This is a genomic window from Actinorhabdospora filicis, assembly GCF_030269765.1.
GTDB lineage: Bacteria > Actinomycetota > Actinomycetes > Mycobacteriales > Micromonosporaceae > Actinorhabdospora > Actinorhabdospora filicis.
Window position 1 is genome coordinate 260710 of sequence record NZ_BSTX01000001.1, and the last position, 18982, is coordinate 279691.

At 70.9% G+C, this 18982-nt stretch carries 20 protein-coding genes; 6 read left to right on the forward strand and 14 right to left on the reverse strand.

Annotated features, from left to right (window positions below; genetic code table 11):
- Positions 1 to 625 precede the first annotated feature (625 nt).
- The 6 genes from secF to ruvC form a co-directional block, all read right to left on the reverse strand.
- Positions 626 to 1747: a protein translocase subunit SecF gene (gene secF, locus QSK10_RS01250; RefSeq protein WP_285660676.1), complete on the reverse strand. Its 1122-nt coding sequence runs from the start codon at positions 1745 to 1747 to the stop codon at positions 626 to 628.
- 4 nt (positions 1748 to 1751) lie between these two features.
- Positions 1752 to 3497, reverse strand: a complete 1746-nt coding sequence (gene secD, locus QSK10_RS01255) for a protein translocase subunit SecD (protein ID WP_285660677.1) — start codon at positions 3495 to 3497, stop codon at positions 1752 to 1754.
- Between the two features lie 239 nt (positions 3498 to 3736).
- Positions 3737 to 4135 (reverse strand): preprotein translocase subunit YajC, encoded by a 399-nt coding sequence (gene yajC / locus QSK10_RS01260; RefSeq protein ID WP_285660678.1) that lies wholly within the window; start codon positions 4133 to 4135, stop codon positions 3737 to 3739.
- Between the two features lie 145 nt (positions 4136 to 4280).
- Complete coding sequence (gene ruvB, locus QSK10_RS01265) at positions 4281 to 5375, reverse strand: Holliday junction branch migration DNA helicase RuvB (RefSeq protein ID WP_285660679.1); 1095 nt, start codon at positions 5373 to 5375, stop codon at positions 4281 to 4283.
- A complete protein-coding gene (ruvA, locus tag QSK10_RS01270; RefSeq protein ID WP_285660680.1) occupies positions 5372 to 5980 on the reverse strand; it encodes a Holliday junction branch migration protein RuvA in 609 nt (202 codons plus the stop codon). The genes ruvB and ruvA overlap by 4 nt, the downstream gene beginning before the upstream one ends.
- Positions 5977 to 6495: a crossover junction endodeoxyribonuclease RuvC gene (gene ruvC, locus QSK10_RS01275; RefSeq protein ID WP_285660681.1), complete on the reverse strand. Its 519-nt coding sequence runs from the start codon at positions 6493 to 6495 to the stop codon at positions 5977 to 5979. Before ruvC ends, ruvA begins: the two co-directional genes overlap by 4 nt.
- Positions 6496 to 6686: 191 nt before the next feature.
- Between ruvC and QSK10_RS01280 the strand changes: the two genes are divergently transcribed.
- Positions 6687 to 7421 carry a GNAT family N-acetyltransferase gene (locus QSK10_RS01280; protein ID WP_285660682.1) on the forward strand — a complete coding sequence of 245 codons (735 nt, stop codon included), beginning with the start codon at positions 6687 to 6689 and terminating at the stop codon, positions 7419 to 7421.
- Between the two features lie 393 nt (positions 7422 to 7814).
- Here QSK10_RS01280 and QSK10_RS01285 read toward each other — a convergent pair whose 3' ends face one another.
- The 3 genes from QSK10_RS01285 to pdxT form a co-directional block, all read right to left on the reverse strand.
- Positions 7815 to 8549, reverse strand: a complete 735-nt coding sequence (locus tag QSK10_RS01285) for a DUF7873 family protein (RefSeq protein ID WP_285660683.1) — start codon at positions 8547 to 8549, stop codon at positions 7815 to 7817.
- 119 nt (positions 8550 to 8668) lie between these two features.
- A complete protein-coding gene (locus QSK10_RS01290) occupies positions 8669 to 9427 on the reverse strand; it encodes a YebC/PmpR family DNA-binding transcriptional regulator (protein WP_285660684.1) in 759 nt (252 codons plus the stop codon).
- Between the two features lie 15 nt (positions 9428 to 9442).
- Entirely contained in the window at positions 9443 to 10039 is a 597-nt protein-coding gene (gene pdxT / locus QSK10_RS01295; protein WP_285662887.1) for a pyridoxal 5'-phosphate synthase glutaminase subunit PdxT, read from the reverse strand.
- A 111-nt stretch (positions 10040 to 10150) separates the two neighbouring features.
- On the opposite strand from pdxT, the gene QSK10_RS01300 reads away from it, so the two are divergent.
- The 3 genes from QSK10_RS01300 to QSK10_RS01310 all read left to right on the forward strand — a co-directional run bounded on the left by QSK10_RS01300 (position 10151) and on the right by QSK10_RS01310 (position 11592).
- Positions 10151 to 10624: a hypothetical protein gene (locus QSK10_RS01300; RefSeq protein WP_285660685.1), complete on the forward strand. Its 474-nt coding sequence runs from the start codon at positions 10151 to 10153 to the stop codon at positions 10622 to 10624.
- A gap of 12 nt (positions 10625 to 10636) precedes the next feature.
- Positions 10637 to 11071 carry a hypothetical protein gene (locus QSK10_RS01305; protein WP_285660686.1) on the forward strand — a complete coding sequence of 145 codons (435 nt, stop codon included), beginning with the start codon at positions 10637 to 10639 and terminating at the stop codon, positions 11069 to 11071.
- 125 nt (positions 11072 to 11196) lie between these two features.
- Positions 11197 to 11592, forward strand: a complete 396-nt coding sequence (locus tag QSK10_RS01310; protein ID WP_285660687.1) for a hypothetical protein — start codon at positions 11197 to 11199, stop codon at positions 11590 to 11592.
- A 52-nt stretch (positions 11593 to 11644) separates the two neighbouring features.
- Here the strand turns inward: QSK10_RS01310 and pdxS are convergent, their stop codons facing one another.
- The 5 genes from pdxS to pgsA all read right to left on the reverse strand — a co-directional run bounded on the left by pdxS (position 11645) and on the right by pgsA (position 15915).
- Positions 11645 to 12592, reverse strand: a complete 948-nt coding sequence (pdxS, locus tag QSK10_RS01315) for a pyridoxal 5'-phosphate synthase lyase subunit PdxS (protein WP_432705286.1) — start codon at positions 12590 to 12592, stop codon at positions 11645 to 11647.
- Positions 12593 to 12724: 132 nt separating this feature from the next.
- Positions 12725 to 13207, reverse strand: a complete 483-nt coding sequence (locus tag QSK10_RS01320) for a hypothetical protein (protein ID WP_285660690.1) — start codon at positions 13205 to 13207, stop codon at positions 12725 to 12727.
- Positions 13208 to 13241: 34 nt separating this feature from the next.
- A complete protein-coding gene (locus QSK10_RS01325; protein WP_285660691.1) occupies positions 13242 to 14402 on the reverse strand; it encodes a glycosyltransferase family 4 protein in 1161 nt (386 codons plus the stop codon).
- The gene (locus QSK10_RS01330; RefSeq protein ID WP_285660692.1) at positions 14399 to 15295 is read right to left on the reverse strand and encodes a phosphatidylinositol mannoside acyltransferase; all 897 of its coding nucleotides are present in this window, start codon (positions 15293 to 15295) and stop codon (positions 14399 to 14401) included. Before QSK10_RS01330 ends, QSK10_RS01325 begins: the two co-directional genes overlap by 4 nt.
- Positions 15292 to 15915 (reverse strand): phosphatidylinositol phosphate synthase, encoded by a 624-nt coding sequence (gene pgsA, locus QSK10_RS01335; RefSeq protein WP_285660693.1) that lies wholly within the window; start codon positions 15913 to 15915, stop codon positions 15292 to 15294. The genes QSK10_RS01330 and pgsA overlap by 4 nt, the downstream gene beginning before the upstream one ends.
- 251 nt (positions 15916 to 16166) lie before the next feature.
- On the opposite strand from pgsA, the gene QSK10_RS01340 reads away from it, so the two are divergent.
- The gene (locus QSK10_RS01340) at positions 16167 to 18329 is read left to right on the forward strand and encodes an elongation factor G-like protein EF-G2 (RefSeq protein WP_285660694.1); all 2163 of its coding nucleotides are present in this window, start codon (positions 16167 to 16169) and stop codon (positions 18327 to 18329) included.
- Positions 18330 to 18429: 100 nt separating this feature from the next.
- Positions 18430 to 18963: a hypothetical protein gene (locus tag QSK10_RS01345; RefSeq protein ID WP_285660695.1), complete on the forward strand. Its 534-nt coding sequence runs from the start codon at positions 18430 to 18432 to the stop codon at positions 18961 to 18963.
- The last annotated feature ends 19 nt before the right edge of the window (positions 18964 to 18982 follow it).

Sequence of the window (18982 nt, forward strand, 5' to 3'; positions counted from 1 at the left end):
CTCGCCCCCACGGATCGCCCGTCTGCTCTTCCCTGTGTTGGCGCTGGTTTCCCATCACCCTCTGGTCAGGGGTTTCACCCCTGGGACCCGACCAGGGGTGCGGCCCCTGGACGCCGGACCTCTCTCGGGAGGCTCCACCCGCGTTCGGCCTTTGCGACGGTGAACGATGAACCCCGGGGTGTCAAGACGAAGAGCATGTCTTGACACCCCGAGAACCCTCGTTCCAGGACACGTCCGGCCGACCGAGGGAGGATCCTCTCCTATCCCGAGACAGCTTCAGCGGATCTGGTCACGGGGTCGTGTTGTCGTGCGGCTTACGGGCCGTCTCGGTGCGGCTCTAAAACAACAGGCTCTCGTGCCCACCCGGCCTTTGACCCCGTTGCCCGCCAGTCACTGCGCCCGGGTCTAAAACAACAAGCCGGTTCCCCACCCGGGTTCTGACCCCGTAGCCAGCCAATCACCTTGCCCGGGTTAGTTCCCTCGCACCGCGCTTTGCATCGCACCCGGCTCAGCTATGCGTCACTGGCTCTCCTGTCCTGCACTCGGGTGTGCGAAGAGGGCCGCCCCTGTCGGGACGGCCCTCTTCTTCTCGCTTTGCCTTGCTCTTGCTCTTGTGCCCTTGTCGCTAGAGCTTCCGCGCCTTGCGCTTGCGCGTGTCGGGGCGGGCGCCCGGGCGGGGGGCGACGCTGGCGACGGGGATTGCGTCCTCTTCCGTCTCGTCGTCGGTGGCGGCGGCTTCGGCGGCTGCCTTTTCGCCTGCGACGCGGCGCTTTTCCACGACCTTCTTCGCGTGGTCGCGGACGCGGGGCTCGCGCATCTTCAGGTCGACCAGGACCGGGGTGGCCAGGAAGATCGACGAGTAGGTGCCGGTGAGCATGCCGACGAACAGGACGAGGGCGAGGTCCTTCAGGGTGCCGACGCCGAGGATGCCGACGCCGACGAACAGGAGGCCTGCCACGGGGAGGAGACCGATGAGGGAGGTGTTGATCGAGCGCATCAGCGTCTCGTTCAGCGCCTTGTTCGCGGCCTCGGGGTAGCTGAAGCGGGTCTCGTTCAGCAGGCCCTTCGTGTTCTCCTGCACCCGGTCGAACACTACGACGGTGTCATATAGCGAGTAACCGAGGATCGTCAGGAGGCCGACCACCGTGCCGGGGGTGACCTCGAATCCGACGAGGGAGAAGACTCCGGCGGTGAGGGCGACGTCGTGGACGAGGGCGACGAGGGCGGCGATCGCCATCTTCGGCTCGAAGCGGAGCCAGAGGTAGGCCGCGACCAGGACGAGGAACACCGCGAGGGCGACCAGGGCCTGACGGGACACGCTCTTGCCCCACGAGGAGCTGACCTCGGACACGCCGATGTCGGACGAGGGCACCTTCAGCGCGTCGGCCATGGCGCCGCGGGCCTTCTGGCTGTCGGCGTCGCTGAGGGGGCCGGTCTTCAGGACGTACTTGGCCTGGTCGCCGGTACCGGCGACCTGGGCCGACTCCACCTCGACGCCGCTGTTCTCGACGGCCTTCTGGGCGTCTTCGAGGCTGGTGCCGGCGGGCGCGTGGACGGTGAACTGGTTACCACCGGCGAACTCGACGCCCAGGTTGAAGCCCTTGATCGCCATGCTGCCGACGATGATGACCATGAGCACCAGCGACACCAGGTACCAGACCTTGCGGCGGCCGACGATGTCGAAGTGGGTGTCGCCGCTGTAGAGCTGCTTCCACACGCTGCGGCGAGGGGTCGAAACATCCGACATTGCGTCAGCTCTCCTTCGTGCGCACGGCGCCGGGCACCCGGCGGCGGCTGGCGCCCAGACCGGCCAGGCGCGTCGAGCCCATCAGCCTGGTGCGGGACAGCCAGGCGACGAGGGGGTGGGTGAAGAGGAAGACCACCGCGATGTCCATGATCGTGGACAGGCCCAGGGTGAAGGCGAAGCCGCGGACGGCGCCGATCGCCAGGAAGTAGAGCACGACCGCGGCGAGCATGGACACCGTGTTGGCGGACATGATCGTGCGGCGGGCCAGGGCCCACGCGCGCGGGACGGCGCTGCGGACCGAGCGGCCTTCCTTGACCTCGTCCTTCAATCGTTCGAAGAAGACGACGAAGGAGTCGGCGGTGATGCCGATGGCGACGATGAAACCGGTGATGCCGGCCAATGTCAGCGTGAAGCCCATCTGCTTGCCCAGCAAGGAGATCGACGGGTAGATCAGCGCGGCCGAGGCCGCCAGGCTGGCGATGACCACCAGGCCGAGGAGGCGGTAGTACACCAGGCAGTAGACGATGACGAGCGCGACGCCGATGAAACCGGCGAGCAGGCCGCCCTCCATCTGCGAGGTGCCCAGGGTCGGGCTGACCTCTTCGATGGTGAGGACCTTGAACGCGATCGGCAGGGCGCCGTACTTCAGCTGCTCGGCGAGGAGCTTGGCGTCGGTGGCGCGGAAGTTGCCGGTGATCTGCGCCGAGCTCGACATGACGCTCTGGATCGTCGGGTCGGAGACCACGAGGTTGTCCAGGACGATGGCGACCTGCTTACCGACGGTCGCGGTGGTCAGGGCCTGCCACTTGTCGGCGCCCTGGCCGGTGAACTCCATGTTCACCATCCACGAGCCGGGGTTCTGCGAGTCGGGGCCGGAACCGGCGTTCGACACGTCCTCACCGACGACCTTCGCCACGTCCAGCTTGGACTTGACGTAGTAGGCCAGGCCGTTCTTGGCCTTGCTCGACTCGGGCTTGTTGCAGGCGATGACCTGCTGGTCGGTGGCCGAGATGGAACCCGGGGGACGCCCGTTCAGCTGCTTGCAGGTGATCGTCGGCACGTTGTACTGGATGCCGATCGGCAGGGCCGCGATCTCTTCGGAGCTCAGCTCGCCGAAGGGCTTGAAGATCTCCATCGACGCCGGGTCGTTCGGCGGCTGGGTCAGCGACTCGGCCTGCGCGTACAGCTCGGTGCCGACCTTCTCGGCGATGGCCTTGCGCGCGGCCTCCACGTCGGCGCTGACCGCCGGGGGCTTCGTCTCACCGGTCGTGGGGTTGTCGCCCGCGCCCGCAGAGGAGGAAGAGGAAGGGTCCGAGCCGTCGCCGGGGCTGGCCGAGGGCGAGCCGCTGGCGTTGGGGTCGGTGACCTCTTCGGGGTTGTCGGCGGCCTGCGTCTGCGACAGCACCTCGCGGAAGCGGAGGGTCGCGGGGTCACCGACCTTGCGGAGCTGCTCCGGGTCGGTGTCCTTGCCGGCGACGTTGACCACGATGTTGTTGGCGCCCTGGACGACGATCTCGGGCTCGGCGACGCCGGTGCCGTTGACGCGGTCGTCGATGATCTGGCGCGCCTGCTCCATGCGGTCGTTGTCGGGGGTCGACCCGTCGGGCATGTTCGCCTCAAGGGTCATGCTGATGCCGCCCTGCAGGTCCAGGCCCAGCTTCGGCGTCGGGAACTTCCATCCCGCCCCGCCCACCGCGATGAGCCACAGCACCAGCAGCAAGGCACCGAAGGCGAAGAAATATGGGAACACCTTCAGCCGAGTCTGGAGGGGTCCCGAAGGTCCACGAGCCACGGTCGTCATCTCTCCTTGCTGCGATTCGGGTCGCGTACGCCGGAACAGGCCGCGCCGCCACCCGTCGCCGGGTGGGCGGCCCGTCCGTGCTCATACTGCGTTCGTCGACGCGGGGGTCGGCGCCTGGCCATCTTGGGGTGGACCGGCGAACGAGCACGTAACCGGACGCTACGGGGAGTAACCGTAGCGCGCCGGATTCAGTTCTTCTTGGCGGTGCTTTCGTCGTTCGTCTCTTCGACGCTCGCCACCGTCTCCTCGTTGCCCGACTCGGCGTCTTCTTCGGCCTCTTCGGCCACGTCGTCGGTGTTCTCGGACGGCAGCACCCGGCCGATCGCCTGACGTGCGAAAACGACCTGCACGCCGTCGGAGATCTCCAGGGTGACGGTCTCATCGTCATTGGCGATGATGGTGCCGTGCAGCCCGCCGATGGTGACGATCCGGGTGCCGGGGCCGGCCGCCTGCTGCATCTCCTGCTGTTCGCGCTGCCGCTTCTTCTGCGGACGGATCATGAAGAAGTACATGGCGACGAACATGAGGGCCAGCAGGCCCCAGATGAGGAAGTTACCTCCGCCAGCGGCGGATTCGGCAAGAAGCACGATGAGCCTTTCGAGCGAACTCGATGATTACGAACGATCGCGGGAAGTCTAGTCGCTCGCGATTTGCGCGTTTGAAGCGACACGGGTCACAGCTTCGCCACGATTACCACGGGCGGCGCCCATGCACCCGGCGAACGCGTGAATCTCACTCATCCGCGCCGGGCACCGGCAGTTCCTCGTGTGCGGCCCCGAACGAACCCGCAGGTGGGACGCGTCCCAGGTGCCGCCAGCCGTGCGCGGTGGCGACCCGCCCCCGCGGCGTGCGGGCCAGCAGACCGGCGCGGACCAGGAAGGGTTCACAGACTTCCTCGACGGTGTCGGGCTGCTCCCCCACCGCCACGGCGAGGGTGGTCAAGCCCACCGGCCCGCCGCCGAAGGACTCCACCAGCGCGGTCAGGACCGCCCGGTCCAGCCGGTCCAGGCCCAGCTCGTCCACGTCGTAGACGGCCAGGGCCGCGCGCGCCACGCTCACCGAGATCACGCCACCGGCGCGGACCTGCGCGTAGTCGCGGACCCGCCGCAGCAGACGGTTGGCGATGCGCGGTGTTCCCCGCGAGCGCCCGGCGATCTCACTGGCGCCCGCGGCGGTGACCGGGACGTCCAGGATCTTCGCCGAGCGGGTCACGATGGCCTCCAGCTCGGCGTCGCCGTAGAAGTCGAGCTGCCCGATGAAGCCGAAGCGGTCCCGCAGCGGCCCGGTCAGCAGGCCCGACCGGGTCGTGGCGCCCACCAGCGTGAACGGCTCCAGGTCGAGCGGGATGGCGGTGGCGCCGGGGCCCTTGCCGACCATCACGTCGACCCGGAAGTCCTCCATGGCCGTGTACAGCAGCTCCTCGGCGGGCCGGGCCATGCGGTGGATCTCGTCGATGAAGAGGACGTCGCCGTGGGAGAGGCCGGTCAGCACCGCCGCCAGGTCGCCCGAGCGCTCGATCGCCGGGCCCGAGGTCGTCCGCAGCGACACGCCCAGCTCGGCGGCCACGATCATCGCCATCGTGGTCTTGCCCAGCCCGGGCGGGCCGGACAGCAGGATGTGGTCGGGTGGCGTCCCGCGCCCGCGCGCGCCGGCCAGCAGCAGCTCCAGCTGCTCGCGGACGCGCATCTGCCCGATCAGCTCGTCGAGGTTCTTCGGGCGCACGCCCGCCTCGGCGTCGCCGTCGCCGGGCTGCACGCGCGCCGAGACCAGGCCGAGCTCGCCGCCGCCGTCGCCGAAGTCGCGCAGGTCGTCGAAGTCGTCGGTCATCGCGTCTTCCCCAGCAGCCGGATCGCCTGCTTGAGCAGCTCGGGCACGTTCGGGCGCTCGGTGTCGACGGTGTCGGCGAGCGCGGTGATGGCGGTGGCGGCGTCCTTCTGCGTCCAGCCGAGGGCGATGAGGCCCTGCTGGACCTGCTCGCGCCACATGGGCCGGGCGACGGGGCTGACGGGCGCGCCGTCGTCGTCGCAGGTGACGGGTCCGATGCGGTCCTTGAGTTCCAGGATGAGGCGTTCGGCGCCCTTCTTGCCGACGCCGGGGATCTGGGTGAGGACGCGCTGGTCGCCGACGGCGATGGCGCGGCGGACGGCGTTCGGGGGGTGCACGGCGAGGGCGGCCTGGGCGAGGCGGGGGCCGACGCCGGAGGCGGTCTGGAGGAGCTCGAAGAGGTCGCGCTCGTCGGCGGTGGCGAAGCCGTAGAGGGTCATGGAGTCCTCGCGCACCACGAGGGTGGTGTGGAGGGTGGTCTCGCGGCCGGTGGCGAGCCCGGCGAGGGTGCCGGGGGTGGCGCGCACGGAGTAGCCGACGCCGCCGACGTCGACGACCGCGGCGTCGGGGGCGAGGGCGATGACCGTCCCGCGCACGCTGGCTATCACTGTCGTGCTCCCTTCGACTGGGCCCGGCCGAGGAGGGCCTTGGCGCCGCCTCGCCACACGTGGCAGATGGCCAGGGCGATGGCGTCGGCGGCGTCGGCGGGCCGTGGGGCCTCGGTCAGCCGCAGGAGGCGGGTGACCATGAGGGTGACCTGTTTCTTGTCGGCGTCGCCGTATCCGGTGACGGCGGCCTTGACCTCGCTGGGCGTGTAGGTCGTGACGGGCAGGCCGCGGCGGGCGCCGGCGAGCATGGCGACGCCGGAGGCCTGGGCGGTGGGGATGACCGAGGCGACATTGTGCTGGCTGAAGACGCGTTCGACGGCGACGGCGTCGGGGGCGTACTTCTGCAGGATCGCGGTCAGTTTGGTCTCCACCGACAGGAGCCGTTCGGCGAGGTCGGCGTCGGGGTCGGTGCGGATGACGCCGCCCATGATGAGGCGGCATTGACGTCCCGGCTCGCCCTCGACCACGCCGACGCCGCAGCGGGTGAGTCCGGGGTCGACGCCGAGTACCCGCACCGTTGAAGCCCTTCGCGTCCGTATGGATGTTCGATCACGACCTTACCCGTGGCCGCCGAACCTACCGGCGGGCACCGACAGTCCGTGGTGGGCGTGTCTTGGCGACCCGTCCGGATACGTCTTTGTGCACTGAATCTCAACCCCGCCCGCGCCGTTGACCGCGCGGGCGACGGGGGGTAAGGATCGAATACGTGTCCATCTCTTACCGCTTCCTGCCCGACGGCGAATCCGTGCGGGCCGCGTCGGAGTACGCGCCGTTCGTCACCAGTTTCACCGCGCCCGACGCCGTCGGTTACGCCGTGGACGGTGCGGTGGCCTGGCGGCGCGTGTTCCACGGCCGTGACCTGCTGCTCGCCGATGGGGATCCCGTCACGGCGGCGGCGCTGGTGGCCGCGGTGGCCGCCGAGCACAGGCCGACGCGGCTGAGCCTGCCGCGCCCGATCATGGAGCTGCTCCCGGCGGAGCTGCGTCCCGAACGATTCGGCGAATGGCGCTGGTTCTACACCGACACCGCGCCGGAGCCCCAGCCCGGTGAGGAGCGCGCGGCGTGGCTGCCGGGCGACGAGGCGGGGAAGGCGGCGATCGAGCGGCTGCTGGACGAGTCGTTCCCGGACGCCTCCACGCGCACCGGCGACGGCCACGTCAAGCGCTGGTTCGGGATCCCCGGCGAGGACGGCCTGGTCGGCTGCGGCGCGGTCTCGGGCCCGGCCGAGGACGTCCCGTTCCTGGCCTCGATCACGGTGCACCCGGGCGCGCGGCGGCAGGGCCTGGCGGCGGCGATGACGGCGTGGGCGACGCGCGACCTGCTGCGGGAGTTCCCGTTCGTGGCGCTGGGTTCGATGGAGGGCGAGGACGCCACGCACCGCATCTACCGGCGGCTGGGCTACCGCGACACGCACGCCCTGATCTCGGGCTCGCTGTCGTAGCGAGGTTGGTGGAGCCCGGAGGAGTGTCCATCCTCCGGGCCCCGTGTCGCCGCCCTGGTGTGCCGGATCGCTGATCCGTGACCGTTGAGGCTGCCAACACCGCGCGCTGCCACCTGCGCCACCCGGCAGTGTGGATGCCAGGGCGGGATTCGAACCCGCGACCTCGGTGTTCGGCCCCGGCCGCGATACGGCCGACGGCTCGGGTGCTGAGACTGGAGCGAGAATCTGAATCTGATGCGGTGAGCGGGCCGCCGGCCGGGGGCACCCGGCTGACAGGCCCTGACACGGGGTACAACCGTGTCCACCGGCTGGTCAGGCTGAGTCTGCGTCTCAGTCTTCCGCCCGCTTTTCAGGCGGACGGTCCCCGCCGCTCCCGGCGGGGAGTCTCACCGGCTACCCGAAGAGGTAGCCGAAGACCTTGTCGCCGACGCGCTGGTCGGCCACCTCGATGGAGTTGGCCTCCTCGCGGGCGAACTTGACGGCGTGGTGAAGCTTCTCGATGCGCTCGATGACCTCCGCGACGCGCTTGGCGGGCAGGGCGCCGGAGTACTTCACCGTCGTCCAGTACCCGATGGAGACGTCCTCGTGGTAGACCTCGACCTGCGCCGGGTGCTTGTCGGTCGCCTCGGCCTTGACGTGGTTGCGGGGGACGCGCTTGGTGCGCACGGTCCGCACGGGCTCGGTGGCCCAGCAGTCGGCGGAGTCGCTGAAGGACCAGGTCTCGGCGGCGTCGAGGACCGGGAGCTTGCGCACGAACCCGAGGAGTTCGGCGAGCTGCTTCTCCAGGAACAGCAGGTAGGTGACCGGCGCTTCGCGCAGCAGGGTCTGCCCGTCCACCACGACGTCGGCGGTGGCGCGCCCGTTGGTGACCTCCTTGGTGGCGGTCACGTCGAAGAGGCGGGTGAGTCCGGCGGCCACGCGCTTGAGGGTCTCCTCGGCGCGGACCTGGACGCGGGTCGACTCCGGCGGGAGGACCTCGCCCTCTTCGTCCTTGGGCTGGTAGGTGCGCGCGATGCCGGACAGGAGGGCCGGTTTGCCGACCTCCCGCAGGGCGTCGGCGAGGTCCTGCGCGGACTTCGCCTTCACGCCCTTCTCGACCGCCACGATCTGGTTGAGCTTCGTCGCCATGCGGTGGAGAGTACGGGTGGGACGCAAGGGAACGCGTGTGGTTTTCACACGAGTGACGCCGGTCCCCCACCGGGCATGGAAACGGCCCCACCGGGGTGGGGCCGTTGGTGTCGCGGGGGTCAGTCCTCGTCGAGGGCTTTGGCGACCTCGTCGGAGATGTCCATGGAGGTCCAGACGTTCTGGACGTCGTCGGAGTCTTCGAGGGCGTCGACGAGTTTGATGACCTTGCGGGCGCCGTCGAGGTCGACGGGGACCGTCACCGAGGGCACGAAGCCCGATTCGGCGGAGTCGTAGTCGAAACCGGCCTCCTGGAGCGCCTGGCGCACCGGGACGAGGTCGGTGGCCTCGCTGAGGATCTCGAAGGCGTCGCCGAGGTCGTTGACCTCTTCGGCGCCGGCGTCCAGGACGGCCACCAGCAGGTCGTCCTCGGTCACGCCGTCGGCCTTGGACACGATGATGACGCCCTTGCGGGTGAACATGTAGGACACGCTGCCGGCGTCGGCGAGGTTCCCGCCGTTGCGGGTGAGGGCGACGCGGACTTCGGCGGCGGCGCGGTTGCGGTTGTCCGAGAGGCATTCGACGAGGACGGCGACACCGCCGGGGGCGTAGCCCTCGTACATCATCGTGACGTATTCGGCGCCGCCGGCTTCGAGGCCGGAGCCACGCTTGACGGCCCGGTCGATGTTGTCGTTGGGCACCGAGCTCTTCTTGGCCTTCTGGATGGCGTCGAAGAGGGTCGGGTTGCCGTCGGGATCACCACCGCCGCTGCGCGCAGCCACCTCGATGTTCTTGATCAGCTTCGCGAACAGCTTGCCTCGCTTGGCGTCCACCACGGCCTTCTTGTGCTTGGTGGTGGCCCATTTTGAGTGGCCGCTCATCGTGTTCCCTTCGGACTACTGGTCTAGATATCCCCGCGCGAGGTCGACGAAGGTCTGATGCACGCGCAGATCCCCGGTCACCTCCGGGTGGAATGCGGTGGCCATGACCCGTCCCTGGCGCACCGCGACGATCCTACCGTCCGCCCGTCCGCCCTTGATGCGGCCGATGACCTCGACGTCCGGGCCGACGGTCTCGGCCCAGGGCGCGCGGATGAACACGGTCCGGAACTCACCGATGCCGTCGAGTTCGACGTCGGTCTCGAAGGAGTCGATCTGGCGGCCGAAGGCGTTGCGGCGGACGACCATGTCGACGCCGCCGAAGGTGACCTGGTCGGGGCGGCCGTCGAGGACCTCGGCGCCGAGCATGATCATCCCGGCGCAGGAGCCGTAGGCGGGCATCCCGGCGGCGATGCGTTCACGGATCGGCCCGGCGAGCCCGAAGTCGACGGCGAGTTTGGAGATGGCGGTCGATTCGCCGCCGGGCACCACGAGGGCGTGCACCGTGTCGAGTTCCTCCACGCGCCGCACCGGCCGCGCGAGGACGCCCAGCTCGGCGAGGGCCAGCAGGTGCTCGCGGAAGTCGCCCTGGAGGGCCAGCACACCGATAGTCAGATCCACACCGGCAGCCTACGCACGACGACGCGCGGGCCGCCCGGGGATGCGCTCCGCTGTGTGACCCGCTACCCTGCCACATCAGCGAGTGTCCATCTACGAGGAGCGGTCATGGCCAAGACGTACAACCCGATGCCCCGGGCCGCGAAGGTCGCCCGGACGTTCATCCGGGTGCAGGCCATCGCGGTGCTCCTCATCGCCGGGCTGATCGCGGTTCCCGTGGTCACCGGCGGCGGTGTGCTGAAGGGCTGGCTGAAGGGCCTGGTGCACGTCCTGGGCATCCCGGCCGGGGTGGCGCTGCCGGACACCGTCCCCGCGTTCGTGCGCGAGCAGCGCTGGCCGGTGCTGGCCGCCGGCGCGGTGGCCGCGCTGCTGTGGCTGCTGTTCGCGGCTTTGATGCGCGGCCAGAAGCGCGTCCTGTGGCTGGTCATCGTCGCCGCCGAGATCGTCCTGATCGCCGCCGACGTCGCCGCGATCTGGGTCATCAAGGCCCCGGTGTACGCCGCCCTGCTCGCCCTGATCGTCCCGCTGGTCGTGGTGTGGAACCTGCTCCTGCGCGTCCCGCGCCGGTGGTTCCACCACTAGAAGCCGACCGCGATGACCGACCGCACCCCTCCGCGCGGTCCGGTGAAGCCCGGGCCGGTGCTCGCCGCGCAGATCGCGCTGTGGCTCCAGTTCGGCCTCAGCCTGTGTTCGGGCGCGTTCATCGGGCTCAGCGTGATCCTCTTCCATGAGAGCGATGACGCGCGCCTGGACGCGAAGTTCAGCACCGGGCAGGTGTCGGTGCTGCTGTACGCGGCGATCCTCATGATCGTCCTGGCGATCGCGTCGGGCGTGCTGGCCCTGTACGTCCCGAGCCGCCACCGCTGGGTCCGCATCGCCGTCCTGGTCGTGGCGGGGCTGTGCGCCGCGGTGGCGGCGCTGAACACCGTCGTCCGGCCCAATCCGATGACCATCGTCGGGTTCGTGATCCCGGTGCTGCTGGCGGTGATGATGTCCGGGCGGCCCGCCCGTGACTGGTTCACGCGGTAGCCCCGCCTCCCCCCAACGCGGGCGCGGCCCCTCTACCGTGGTGGGTGACCCGGCGTCCCGTGCCTTCGCGGACGGAGGCGGCGGGACGCTCCCTCACCCAGCCCCGCGAGCCCATGGGAGGCGCCGTGAAACCCGGTAACGTCACGACCGCGCAGGTGATCCTCTGGATCCAGGGCGCCTTAACCGTCGTCCTGGCCCTGGTGCTGCTCGGCATGTCCGGGCAGGTGGACTCCTCCTCCGGCGGGATCTTCCTGGTCTTCATCGTCTTGGCGCTGGCGCAGGCCGCGCTGGAGATCGCCGCGGCGGTCGGGCTGGGCGCCGGGCGGAACTGGGCGCGGATCCTGGCGATCGTGGTCGAGTCGATCGCGATCATCGTCGCCGGGCTGAACCTGCTGACCAGCGGTGGCGGGGCGAGCGGCGGCTACCTGTGCGGGTCGCTGGTCGGCATCGGGCTGGCCGTCACGGTCATCGGGTGCCTGGCCCAGGAGAGCGCCCGCGATTGGTGCAACCAGGACGCCTGAGACGCGCGAAAGGGCGGCCCGGAGCGGGCCGCCCTTTCGCGCGTGGTCGCTACTACCAGCCCCGGGTCGCCATGCGCTCGGAGTCGGGCATGGTGGTCACGTTGATGCCGACCATCGCCTCGCCCAGGCCGCGCGAGACCTTCGCGACGACGTCGGGGTCGTCGTGGAAGGTGGTGGCCTGCACGATCGCGGCGGCGCGCTTGGCGGGGTCGCCGGACTTGAAGATGCCCGAGCCGACGAACACGCCCTCGGCGCCCAGCTGCATCATCATCGCCGCGTCGGCGGGGGTGGCGATGCCGCCGGCGGTGAACAGGACGACCGGCAGGCTGCCGGACTCGGCGATCTCGGCGACGAGCTCGTAGGGCGCGCGCAGTTCCTTGGCGGCGGCGTACAGCTCGGCCTCGTCGTAGGTGCTCAGGCGCTTGATGTCGGCGCGGATCTGCCGCATGTGGCGGGTCGCCTCGACGACGTTGCCGGTGCCGGGCTCGCCCTTGGAGCGGATCATCGCCGCGCCCTCGGAGATGCGGCGCAGGGCCTCACCGAGGTTGGTGGCGCCGCACACGAACGGGACCGTGAAGGGCCACTTGTCGATGTGGTTGACCTCGTCGGCGGGGGTGAGGACCTCGGACTCGTCGATGTAGTCGACGCCGAGGGACTGCAGGACCTGGGCCTCCACGAAGTGCCCGATGCGGGCCTTGGCCATGACCGGGATGGAGACGGCGCCGACGATCCCGTCGATCATGTCGGGGTCGCTCATGCGGGACACGCCGCCCTCGGCGCGGATGTCGGCGGGGACGCGTTCGAGCGCCATGACCGCGACCGCGCCCGCGTCCTCGGCGATCTTCGCCTGCTCGGGCGTGACGACGTCCATGATCACGCCGCCCTTGAGCATGTCGGCCATGCCGCGCTTGACGCGGGCGGTGCCGGTGGTCGTGGTGTTGTCAGTCGACACTGGGACGGACTCCTCGATGAGCGGGGGTAAGGGTATGGTCACCGCCATCGTACGTCTGGATCATGGCCGGACCGCCTGGCCAATCCGCAGGACATTGGCCACTGTTTCGCGGCGGCGTCCCACGGGTCAACCGATGTCACACCCGTCCCGTAGAGGATCGGAGTGGGGCCTTCGCACGGCTCAGACCGGCTCGTCCATGTCGAAGTACCGCGGCTCGGGGTGCCTGCGCGCCAGCCCGAACACCCGCACCACCGGCCGCCATCGCGCGCCGCGCGCGTCGCGGACCATGTCGGCGTGCACCTGTTTGGCGATGGCCAGGCGGCGCCCGGCGCGCTGGACGGCGGCCAGTTCCGGGTCGCCGGGGTCCAGCGGGAGTTCCCGCAGGACGCGGGTCAGGTCGTTCTGGGCGGCCTCGCGCTGCCCGTCGACCGATTCGAGGGCGGCGCGGGCGGCTGCGTCCAGCGCGTCGGCGTAGCCGCCGAGGTGCGGCCGGACGCGCGCGGCGAGCGCGGCGGCGGCCAGGGCCCGTGCGCCCATGCGGGCGTCGAGGGCTTCGGCGGCGGCCTGGGATCGGCGGTGCAGCCGTTCGACGCGCGTCGCCGTCCAGGTCAGGTACGTCGACGCGAGCACGATCAGCGCGACGACTCCGACCACCCACCACATGGCGGCTGATCGTAGTGGATGGGCGCCGGGGTGTTCAGTCCCCCTCGGCGCGGCGGAGGTCTTTCTCGTCGCCGGTGACGACGCCGCCGGTGACCTCGATGGCGGCTTCGTAGACGTCGAGGATGCTGCGGGCGAGGACGGGCCAGTCGTAGGCGGCGACGGCGCGGGCGGCGGTGTCGCGGTAGGCGGCGCGGCGGGCGGGGTCGTCGAGGAGGCGCCCGGCCTCGGTGGCGAGGGCGGCGGCGTCGCCGACGGGGAAGAGGGCGCCGCAGTTCCCGTCGTCGAGGACGCGGCGGAAGGCGTCGAGGTCGCTGGCGAGGACGGGTGTCCCTGCGGCCATGGCCTCGGTGAGGATCATGCCGAAGGACTCGCCGCCGGTGTTGGGGGCGATGTAGAGGTCGACGCTGCGGAGCATGCGGGCCTTGGTGTCCTCGTCGACCATGCCGAGGAAGACGACGCGGTCGGCGATGTCCTTGGGGAGTCCGGCGACGGCCTGCTCGGGGTCGCCGCGCCCGGCCACGAGGAGGCGCAGGCCGGGGCGTTCGGGGGCGAGGCGCGCGAAGGCGTCCAGGACGATGGGGAAGCCCTTGCGGGGTTCGGTGTAGCGGCCGAGGAAGCCGAGGGCGCCGCCGTCGCCGGGCCAGCCGGGGAGGGGTTCGGCGTCGGCGAAGTGGGCGACGTCGACGCCGTTGGGGATCTCCACGCCGCCGCCGTCGAGGTGTTCGACCTGGACGCGGCGGGCGAGGGCGGACACGACCACGCGCGCCGAGATCTTCTCCAGGATCGGCTGGAGGATGCCGTGGGCGGCGGCGAGGGCCTTGGAGCGGGTCATCGCGGAGTGGAAGGTGGCGACGACGGGCCCGCGCGCGGCGATGCAGGCCAGCATGGAGAGGCTGGGGGTGAGGGGTTCGTGGAGGTGCAGGACGTCGAAGCGGCCCTGGTGGAGCCAGCGCAGGACGCGCGCGGCGGAGATGGGCCCGAAGCTGAGGCGGGCCACGGAGCCGTTGTAGCGGACGGGGACGGACTTCCCGGCGGCGACCACGTAGGGCGGCAGGGTCGGGTCGTCCTTGTCGGCGGGCGCCAGGACGCTGACCTCGTGCCCGAGGTCCATGAGCGCGGCGGCGAGGTCGCGGATGTGGAACTGGACGCCGCCGGGGACGTCGAAGGAGTAGGGGCTGACGATCCCGATCTTCACGCGGGGCGCCCGGGTTTGTCGAGCCACATCCGCTGGAGCATGTGCCAGTCGGCGGGGTGGGCGGCGATCCCGGCGGCGAAGTCGTCGGCGATGTACTGGGTGATCGCGGCGACGCGTTCGCTCTGGGTGCCCTCGGTGGGGATGGGGACGGGTCCTTTGAGCTCGCCGCGCCCGATGCGGCCCTCGTTGTGGACGACGACGGTGTAGATGGGGGCGCCGGTGCGCAGGGCGAGGAGGCCGGGCCCGGCGGGCATGCGGGTGCGCCCGCCGAAGAAGCTGACCTCGACGCCGCGGCGGGACAGGTCGCGGTCGCCGAGGAGGGGGACGACGTGGCGTTCCTTGATGGCGTCGGCGAGGGCGTCGATGGGCGAGCGGTCGCCGCCGGCGTGGGGGATGATCTCCATGCCGAGGGAGCGGCGGAAGGCGAGGAACTTCTCGTAGACGGCCTCGGGTTTGAGGCGCTCGGCGACGGTGGTGATGGGGTAGCCCTTGGCGCACACCCAGGCTCCGGCGAGGTCCCAGTTGCCGGAGTGCGGGAGGGCGACGATGACGCCGGTGCCCTCTTCGCGGTGCTTGTCGAAGACCTCGTAGTTGTCGAGGATGAAGCGGTCGAGGATGGTCTCGTGGCCCATGGTCGGCAGCCGGAAGGCCTCCAGCCAGTAGCGGGCGTAGGAGCGCATCCCGTCGCGGACGAGGACGTCCATCTCGGCTTCGGGGACGGCCTCGCCGACCACGCGGCGGAGGTTGCCGCGCAGCCGCTGGATGGAGGGCCCGTTCTTGCGGGCGGCGCGGTCGGCGCCGGCCCGGAAGAGCCCGGCGGCCCAGGACTCGGGGAGGGCGCGCACGAGCCGCCAGGCCGCGCCGTACGCCCATTCGGTGAGCTTGTCCTTCACCGGTGGCTGCCTTCCCGGACGAGTTGGGCGCGGACGTGCAGGACGCGCTGCACGACCGTGATCGCCGACAGGACCGCCAGGAGCCACAGGACGGCCTCCAGCGCGTAGGGCACTTCGAGTCCGCCGAGGAGGGTGCCGATGCCGATGAGGACGAGCCGCTCGGGGCGTTCGGCGAGGCCGACGGAGCAGTCGGCGCCCAGTCCCTCGGCGCGGGCCTTGGCGTAGGACACGACCTGCGCCAGGACCAGGCACAGCAGCGCGGCGGCGGCCGCGCGCGGCTGCCCGGTGGTGGCGGCCCAGTAGGCGAGTGCGCCGAAGATCGCGCCGTCGGCGACGCGGTCCATCGTGGAGTCGAGGAACGCTCCGAAGCGGTTGGTGACGCCCTTCACGCGGGCCATCGCGCCGTCGACCATGTCGGTGCAGGCCGAGACGGTCACCACCGCCAGGCCCGACAGCAGGTATCCGCGCGCGACGAGGAAAACGCACCCGGCGATGACGCCGAGGGTGCCGAGGAGGGTCACGGCGTTCGGGCTGACCCCGGCGCGGACGAGGTACCGCCCGAGGGGGTCGAGGAACCGCGCCAGTTGGGCCCTGCCGAACCCGCTGAAACTCTTCGCCATGCCGCCTTCACAGTTCCGGCGGGTCACGGGCGCCCGGCCCGAGGGCCCGGTGGCGCCCGTCCGGTCAGGTCGCCGACGGCCCGCGCGTCCTCACACGATATCGTTCGCCGCCGTCCGTACCACGCGGCCACCTACCCCGCGCCGCGCGCCGCACCGCGTTTCATGGCGCGCCGGGGTTGTGTCCGGTGTTGGATGGGTGTGTCATCGAGGTTCATGACAATTTCATCCGCTCTCAGGTGAGGAGCCCGCCAATGACGAAGGCAGCAGGCAAGCCTCAAGAGAAGGGAGTCACCGGCCGCGCGCCGGTGGTGAATGCGCCCGGCGAGGTGCGGAACGTGGTCGTCGTCGGCCATTCCGGGGTCGGGAAGACGACCCTCGTGGAAGCTCTGCTGGCCGCCACCGGGACGATCGACCGGGCGGGCAGCATCACCGACGGGACCACGACCTGCGACACCGACCCCGCCGCGGTCAAGCAACAGCGCTCGGTGACCCTCTCGTGCGCGCCCATCGCGCACGACGGGATCAAGATCAACCTCCTCGACACCCCCGGTTACGCCGATTTCGTCGGTGAGCTGCGCGCGGGCCTGCGCGCCGCCGACGCCGCCGTGTTCGTGGTGTCGGCCGTCGACGGCATGGACGCCGCCACGGTCGCGCTGTGGGACGAGTGCGCGGCGGTGGAGATGCCCCGCGCGGTCGCCGTGACCCGCCTCGACCATCCCCGCGCCGACCTCGACGAGACGGTGGCCCTGTGCCGGCGCGTGTTCGGGGAGGGCGTCCTGCCCCTGTACCTGCCCATGCTCGACGACACCGGCGAACACGTCGTGGGCCTCATCGGCCTGCTCACGCAGAAGATCTACGACTACTCCGAGGGCTACCCCCCGGTGGTGCGCGAACCCGATCCGGAGCACCTCCCGATGATCGAGGACGCGCGCGGCACCCTCATCGAGGGCGTCATCGCCGAGAGCGAGGACGAGACCCTGATGGAGCGCTACATCGGCGGCGAGGAGATCGACGTCGACACGCTCATCGACGACCTGGAGACCGCCGTGGCGCGCGGCTCCTTCCACCCGGTGATCCCGGTCAACGCGCCGACCCTGGTGGGCCTGGACGCGCTGCTGGAGGTCATCACGCGCGGGTTCCCCTCGCCGCTGGAGCACGACGTCCCGCCCGTCACGACCCTCGACGGGCACCCGGCCGCGCCGCTCACCTGCGACCCCGACGGTCCCCTGGTCGCCGAGGTCGTCAAGACGACCATCGACTCCTATGTGGGCCGGGTGTCGCTGGTGCGGGTGTTCTCCGGCACGCTCACCCCCGAGTCGGTGGTGCACATCTCCGGGCACGGCCTCGGCGAGCGCGGTCACCCCGACCACGACGCCGACGAACGCGTCGCGCACATCTACACGCCGCTCGGCTCGGCGCTGCACGAGGCGCCGCGCTGCATCGCCGGGGACATCTGCGCGATCACCAAGTCCGGTACCGCCGAGACCGGTGACACGATCTCGCTGAAGGACTCGCCGCTGCTGATGGCGCCGTGGCCGATGCCGGAGCCACTGCTGCCGGTGGCGGTGGTCGCCAAGACCCGCTCCGACGAGGACGCGCTGGCCAAGAACCTCGGCAGGCTCGTCGCCGGGGACCCGACGCTGCGGCTGGAACGCAACGCCGAGACCCACCAGATCGTGCTGTGGTGCATGGGCGAGGCGCACGCCGACGTGGTCCTGGACCGGTTGCGCGGCGGTGGCGTGGACCTGGACACCGAGCCGGTGAAGGTGGCGTTCCGGGAGACCTTCACGGCCAAGGCCGAGGGGCACGGGCGGCACGTGAAGCAGTCCGGCGGGCACGGCCAGTACGGCGTCTGCCACATCACCGTGGAGCCCCTGCCGCGCGGCGCGGGTTTCGAGTTCGTCGACAAGATCGTCGGCGGCGTGGTCCCCCGGCAGTTCATCCCCAGTGTCGAGAAGGGCGTGCTCGCGCAGATGAGGCGCGGTCTGGGCGCCGGTCACCCGGTGGTGGACGTGCGGATCACCCTGGTCGACGGCAAGGCGCACTCGGTGGACTCCTCCGACGCGGCCTTCCAGAGCGCCGGCGCGCTCGCCCTGCGCGATGCCGCCGAGAAGGCGCAGATCACCGTCCTGGAACCGGTCGACGAGGTGACCGTGCGGGTCCCGGAGATGTACGTGGGCGCGGTGATGGGCGACCTGTCCGGCCGCCGCGGGCGCGTCCTGGGCACCGGGACCGACGGTGACAAGGCGCTGATCAGCGCCGAGGTCCCCGCCACGGAGCTGGTGCGGTACCTGATCGAGCTGCGGGCGATGACCTCCGGCACGGGGTCGTTCACCCGTGAGTTCGCCCGCTACGAGCCGATGCCGGCGCACCTGGCCGACCAGGTGCGGAAGGAGGCGGCCGCGGAGGGGTAGCGGTCACACGGGGACGGGTGGGCGTCCCCGCGTCGTCTCACCGATGGCGGGCTTCCGCACGCGGGTCCGAGGGGCTGGCGCGGGCGGGGCAGACTGGACCATGCCCGCCATCCAGCTCATCCGCTACCGCCCCCGGGTGCCCACCGATCTCCCGTACGTCCTGCGTCTGGACATTCTCGGTTCGCTGCGCTGGCAGTGGTGGGCGGTCGGCTTCCTCTACCTCGCCGCTGCCCTCTCGATCGTCACGGGCGTGGTCCTCCCCGGCGACGACGGGGCCGAGTTCCTCTGGGGCGGCATCGCCCTCGGCGGGGCGCAGACGGCTCTGCTCGTGGCGAGTCCGCTGGTCCGCGCACCGGTCCTCTCCGCTGACGAAATGGGCATGTGGATCAGGCGCACCTTCGAGGGGCGCGACGCGGTGTGGCTGCCGTGGGAGTGCGTGGCGAGCGTCCGCACCGGCGAGACCGTCCACATGGGGAACGACGCCGAGGTGTACATCGTCACGACCCGGCCCGGCACCCTCTATCCGGGTGCGCCGACGGCGGAGTACTACGCGGCCACGACGCTGCGGGAGTCCCCCGACGAGGTCCTCGCCGCGCTGTACCGGCTCTCGCGCGGCCGCGTCCGCATCGGCTGACCTGGCCACACGGGCTCCC

Bases quoted from the DNA above. Each gene is read 5' to 3' on its own strand.
- secF (WP_285660676.1), bottom strand. From the start codon at position 1,747: ATGTCGGATGTTTCGACCCCTCGCCGCAGCGTGTGGAAGCAGCTCTAC.
- ruvB (WP_285660679.1), bottom strand. From the start codon at position 5,375: ATGACCGACGACTTCGACGACCTGCGCGACTTCGGCGACGGCGGCGGC.
- QSK10_RS01285 (WP_285660683.1), bottom strand. From the start codon at position 8,549: ATGGCGACGAAGCTCAACCAGATCGTGGCGGTCGAGAAGGGCGTGAAG.
- QSK10_RS01290 (WP_285660684.1), bottom strand. From the start codon at position 9,427: ATGAGCGGCCACTCAAAATGGGCCACCACCAAGCACAAGAAGGCCGTG.
- QSK10_RS01300 (WP_285660685.1), top strand. From the start codon at position 10,151: ATGGCCAAGACGTACAACCCGATGCCCCGGGCCGCGAAGGTCGCCCGG.
- QSK10_RS01305 (WP_285660686.1), top strand. From the start codon at position 10,637: ATGACCGACCGCACCCCTCCGCGCGGTCCGGTGAAGCCCGGGCCGGTG.
- pdxS (WP_432705286.1), bottom strand. From the start codon at position 12,592: ATGGCGGTGACCATACCCTTACCCCCGCTCATCGAGGAGTCCGTCCCA.
- QSK10_RS01320 (WP_285660690.1), bottom strand. From the start codon at position 13,207: ATGTGGTGGGTGGTCGGAGTCGTCGCGCTGATCGTGCTCGCGTCGACG.
- pgsA (WP_285660693.1), bottom strand. From the start codon at position 15,915: ATGGCGAAGAGTTTCAGCGGGTTCGGCAGGGCCCAACTGGCGCGGTTC.
- QSK10_RS01340 (WP_285660694.1), top strand. From the start codon at position 16,167: ATGACGAAGGCAGCAGGCAAGCCTCAAGAGAAGGGAGTCACCGGCCGC.
- QSK10_RS01345 (WP_285660695.1), top strand. From the start codon at position 18,430: ATGCCCGCCATCCAGCTCATCCGCTACCGCCCCCGGGTGCCCACCGAT.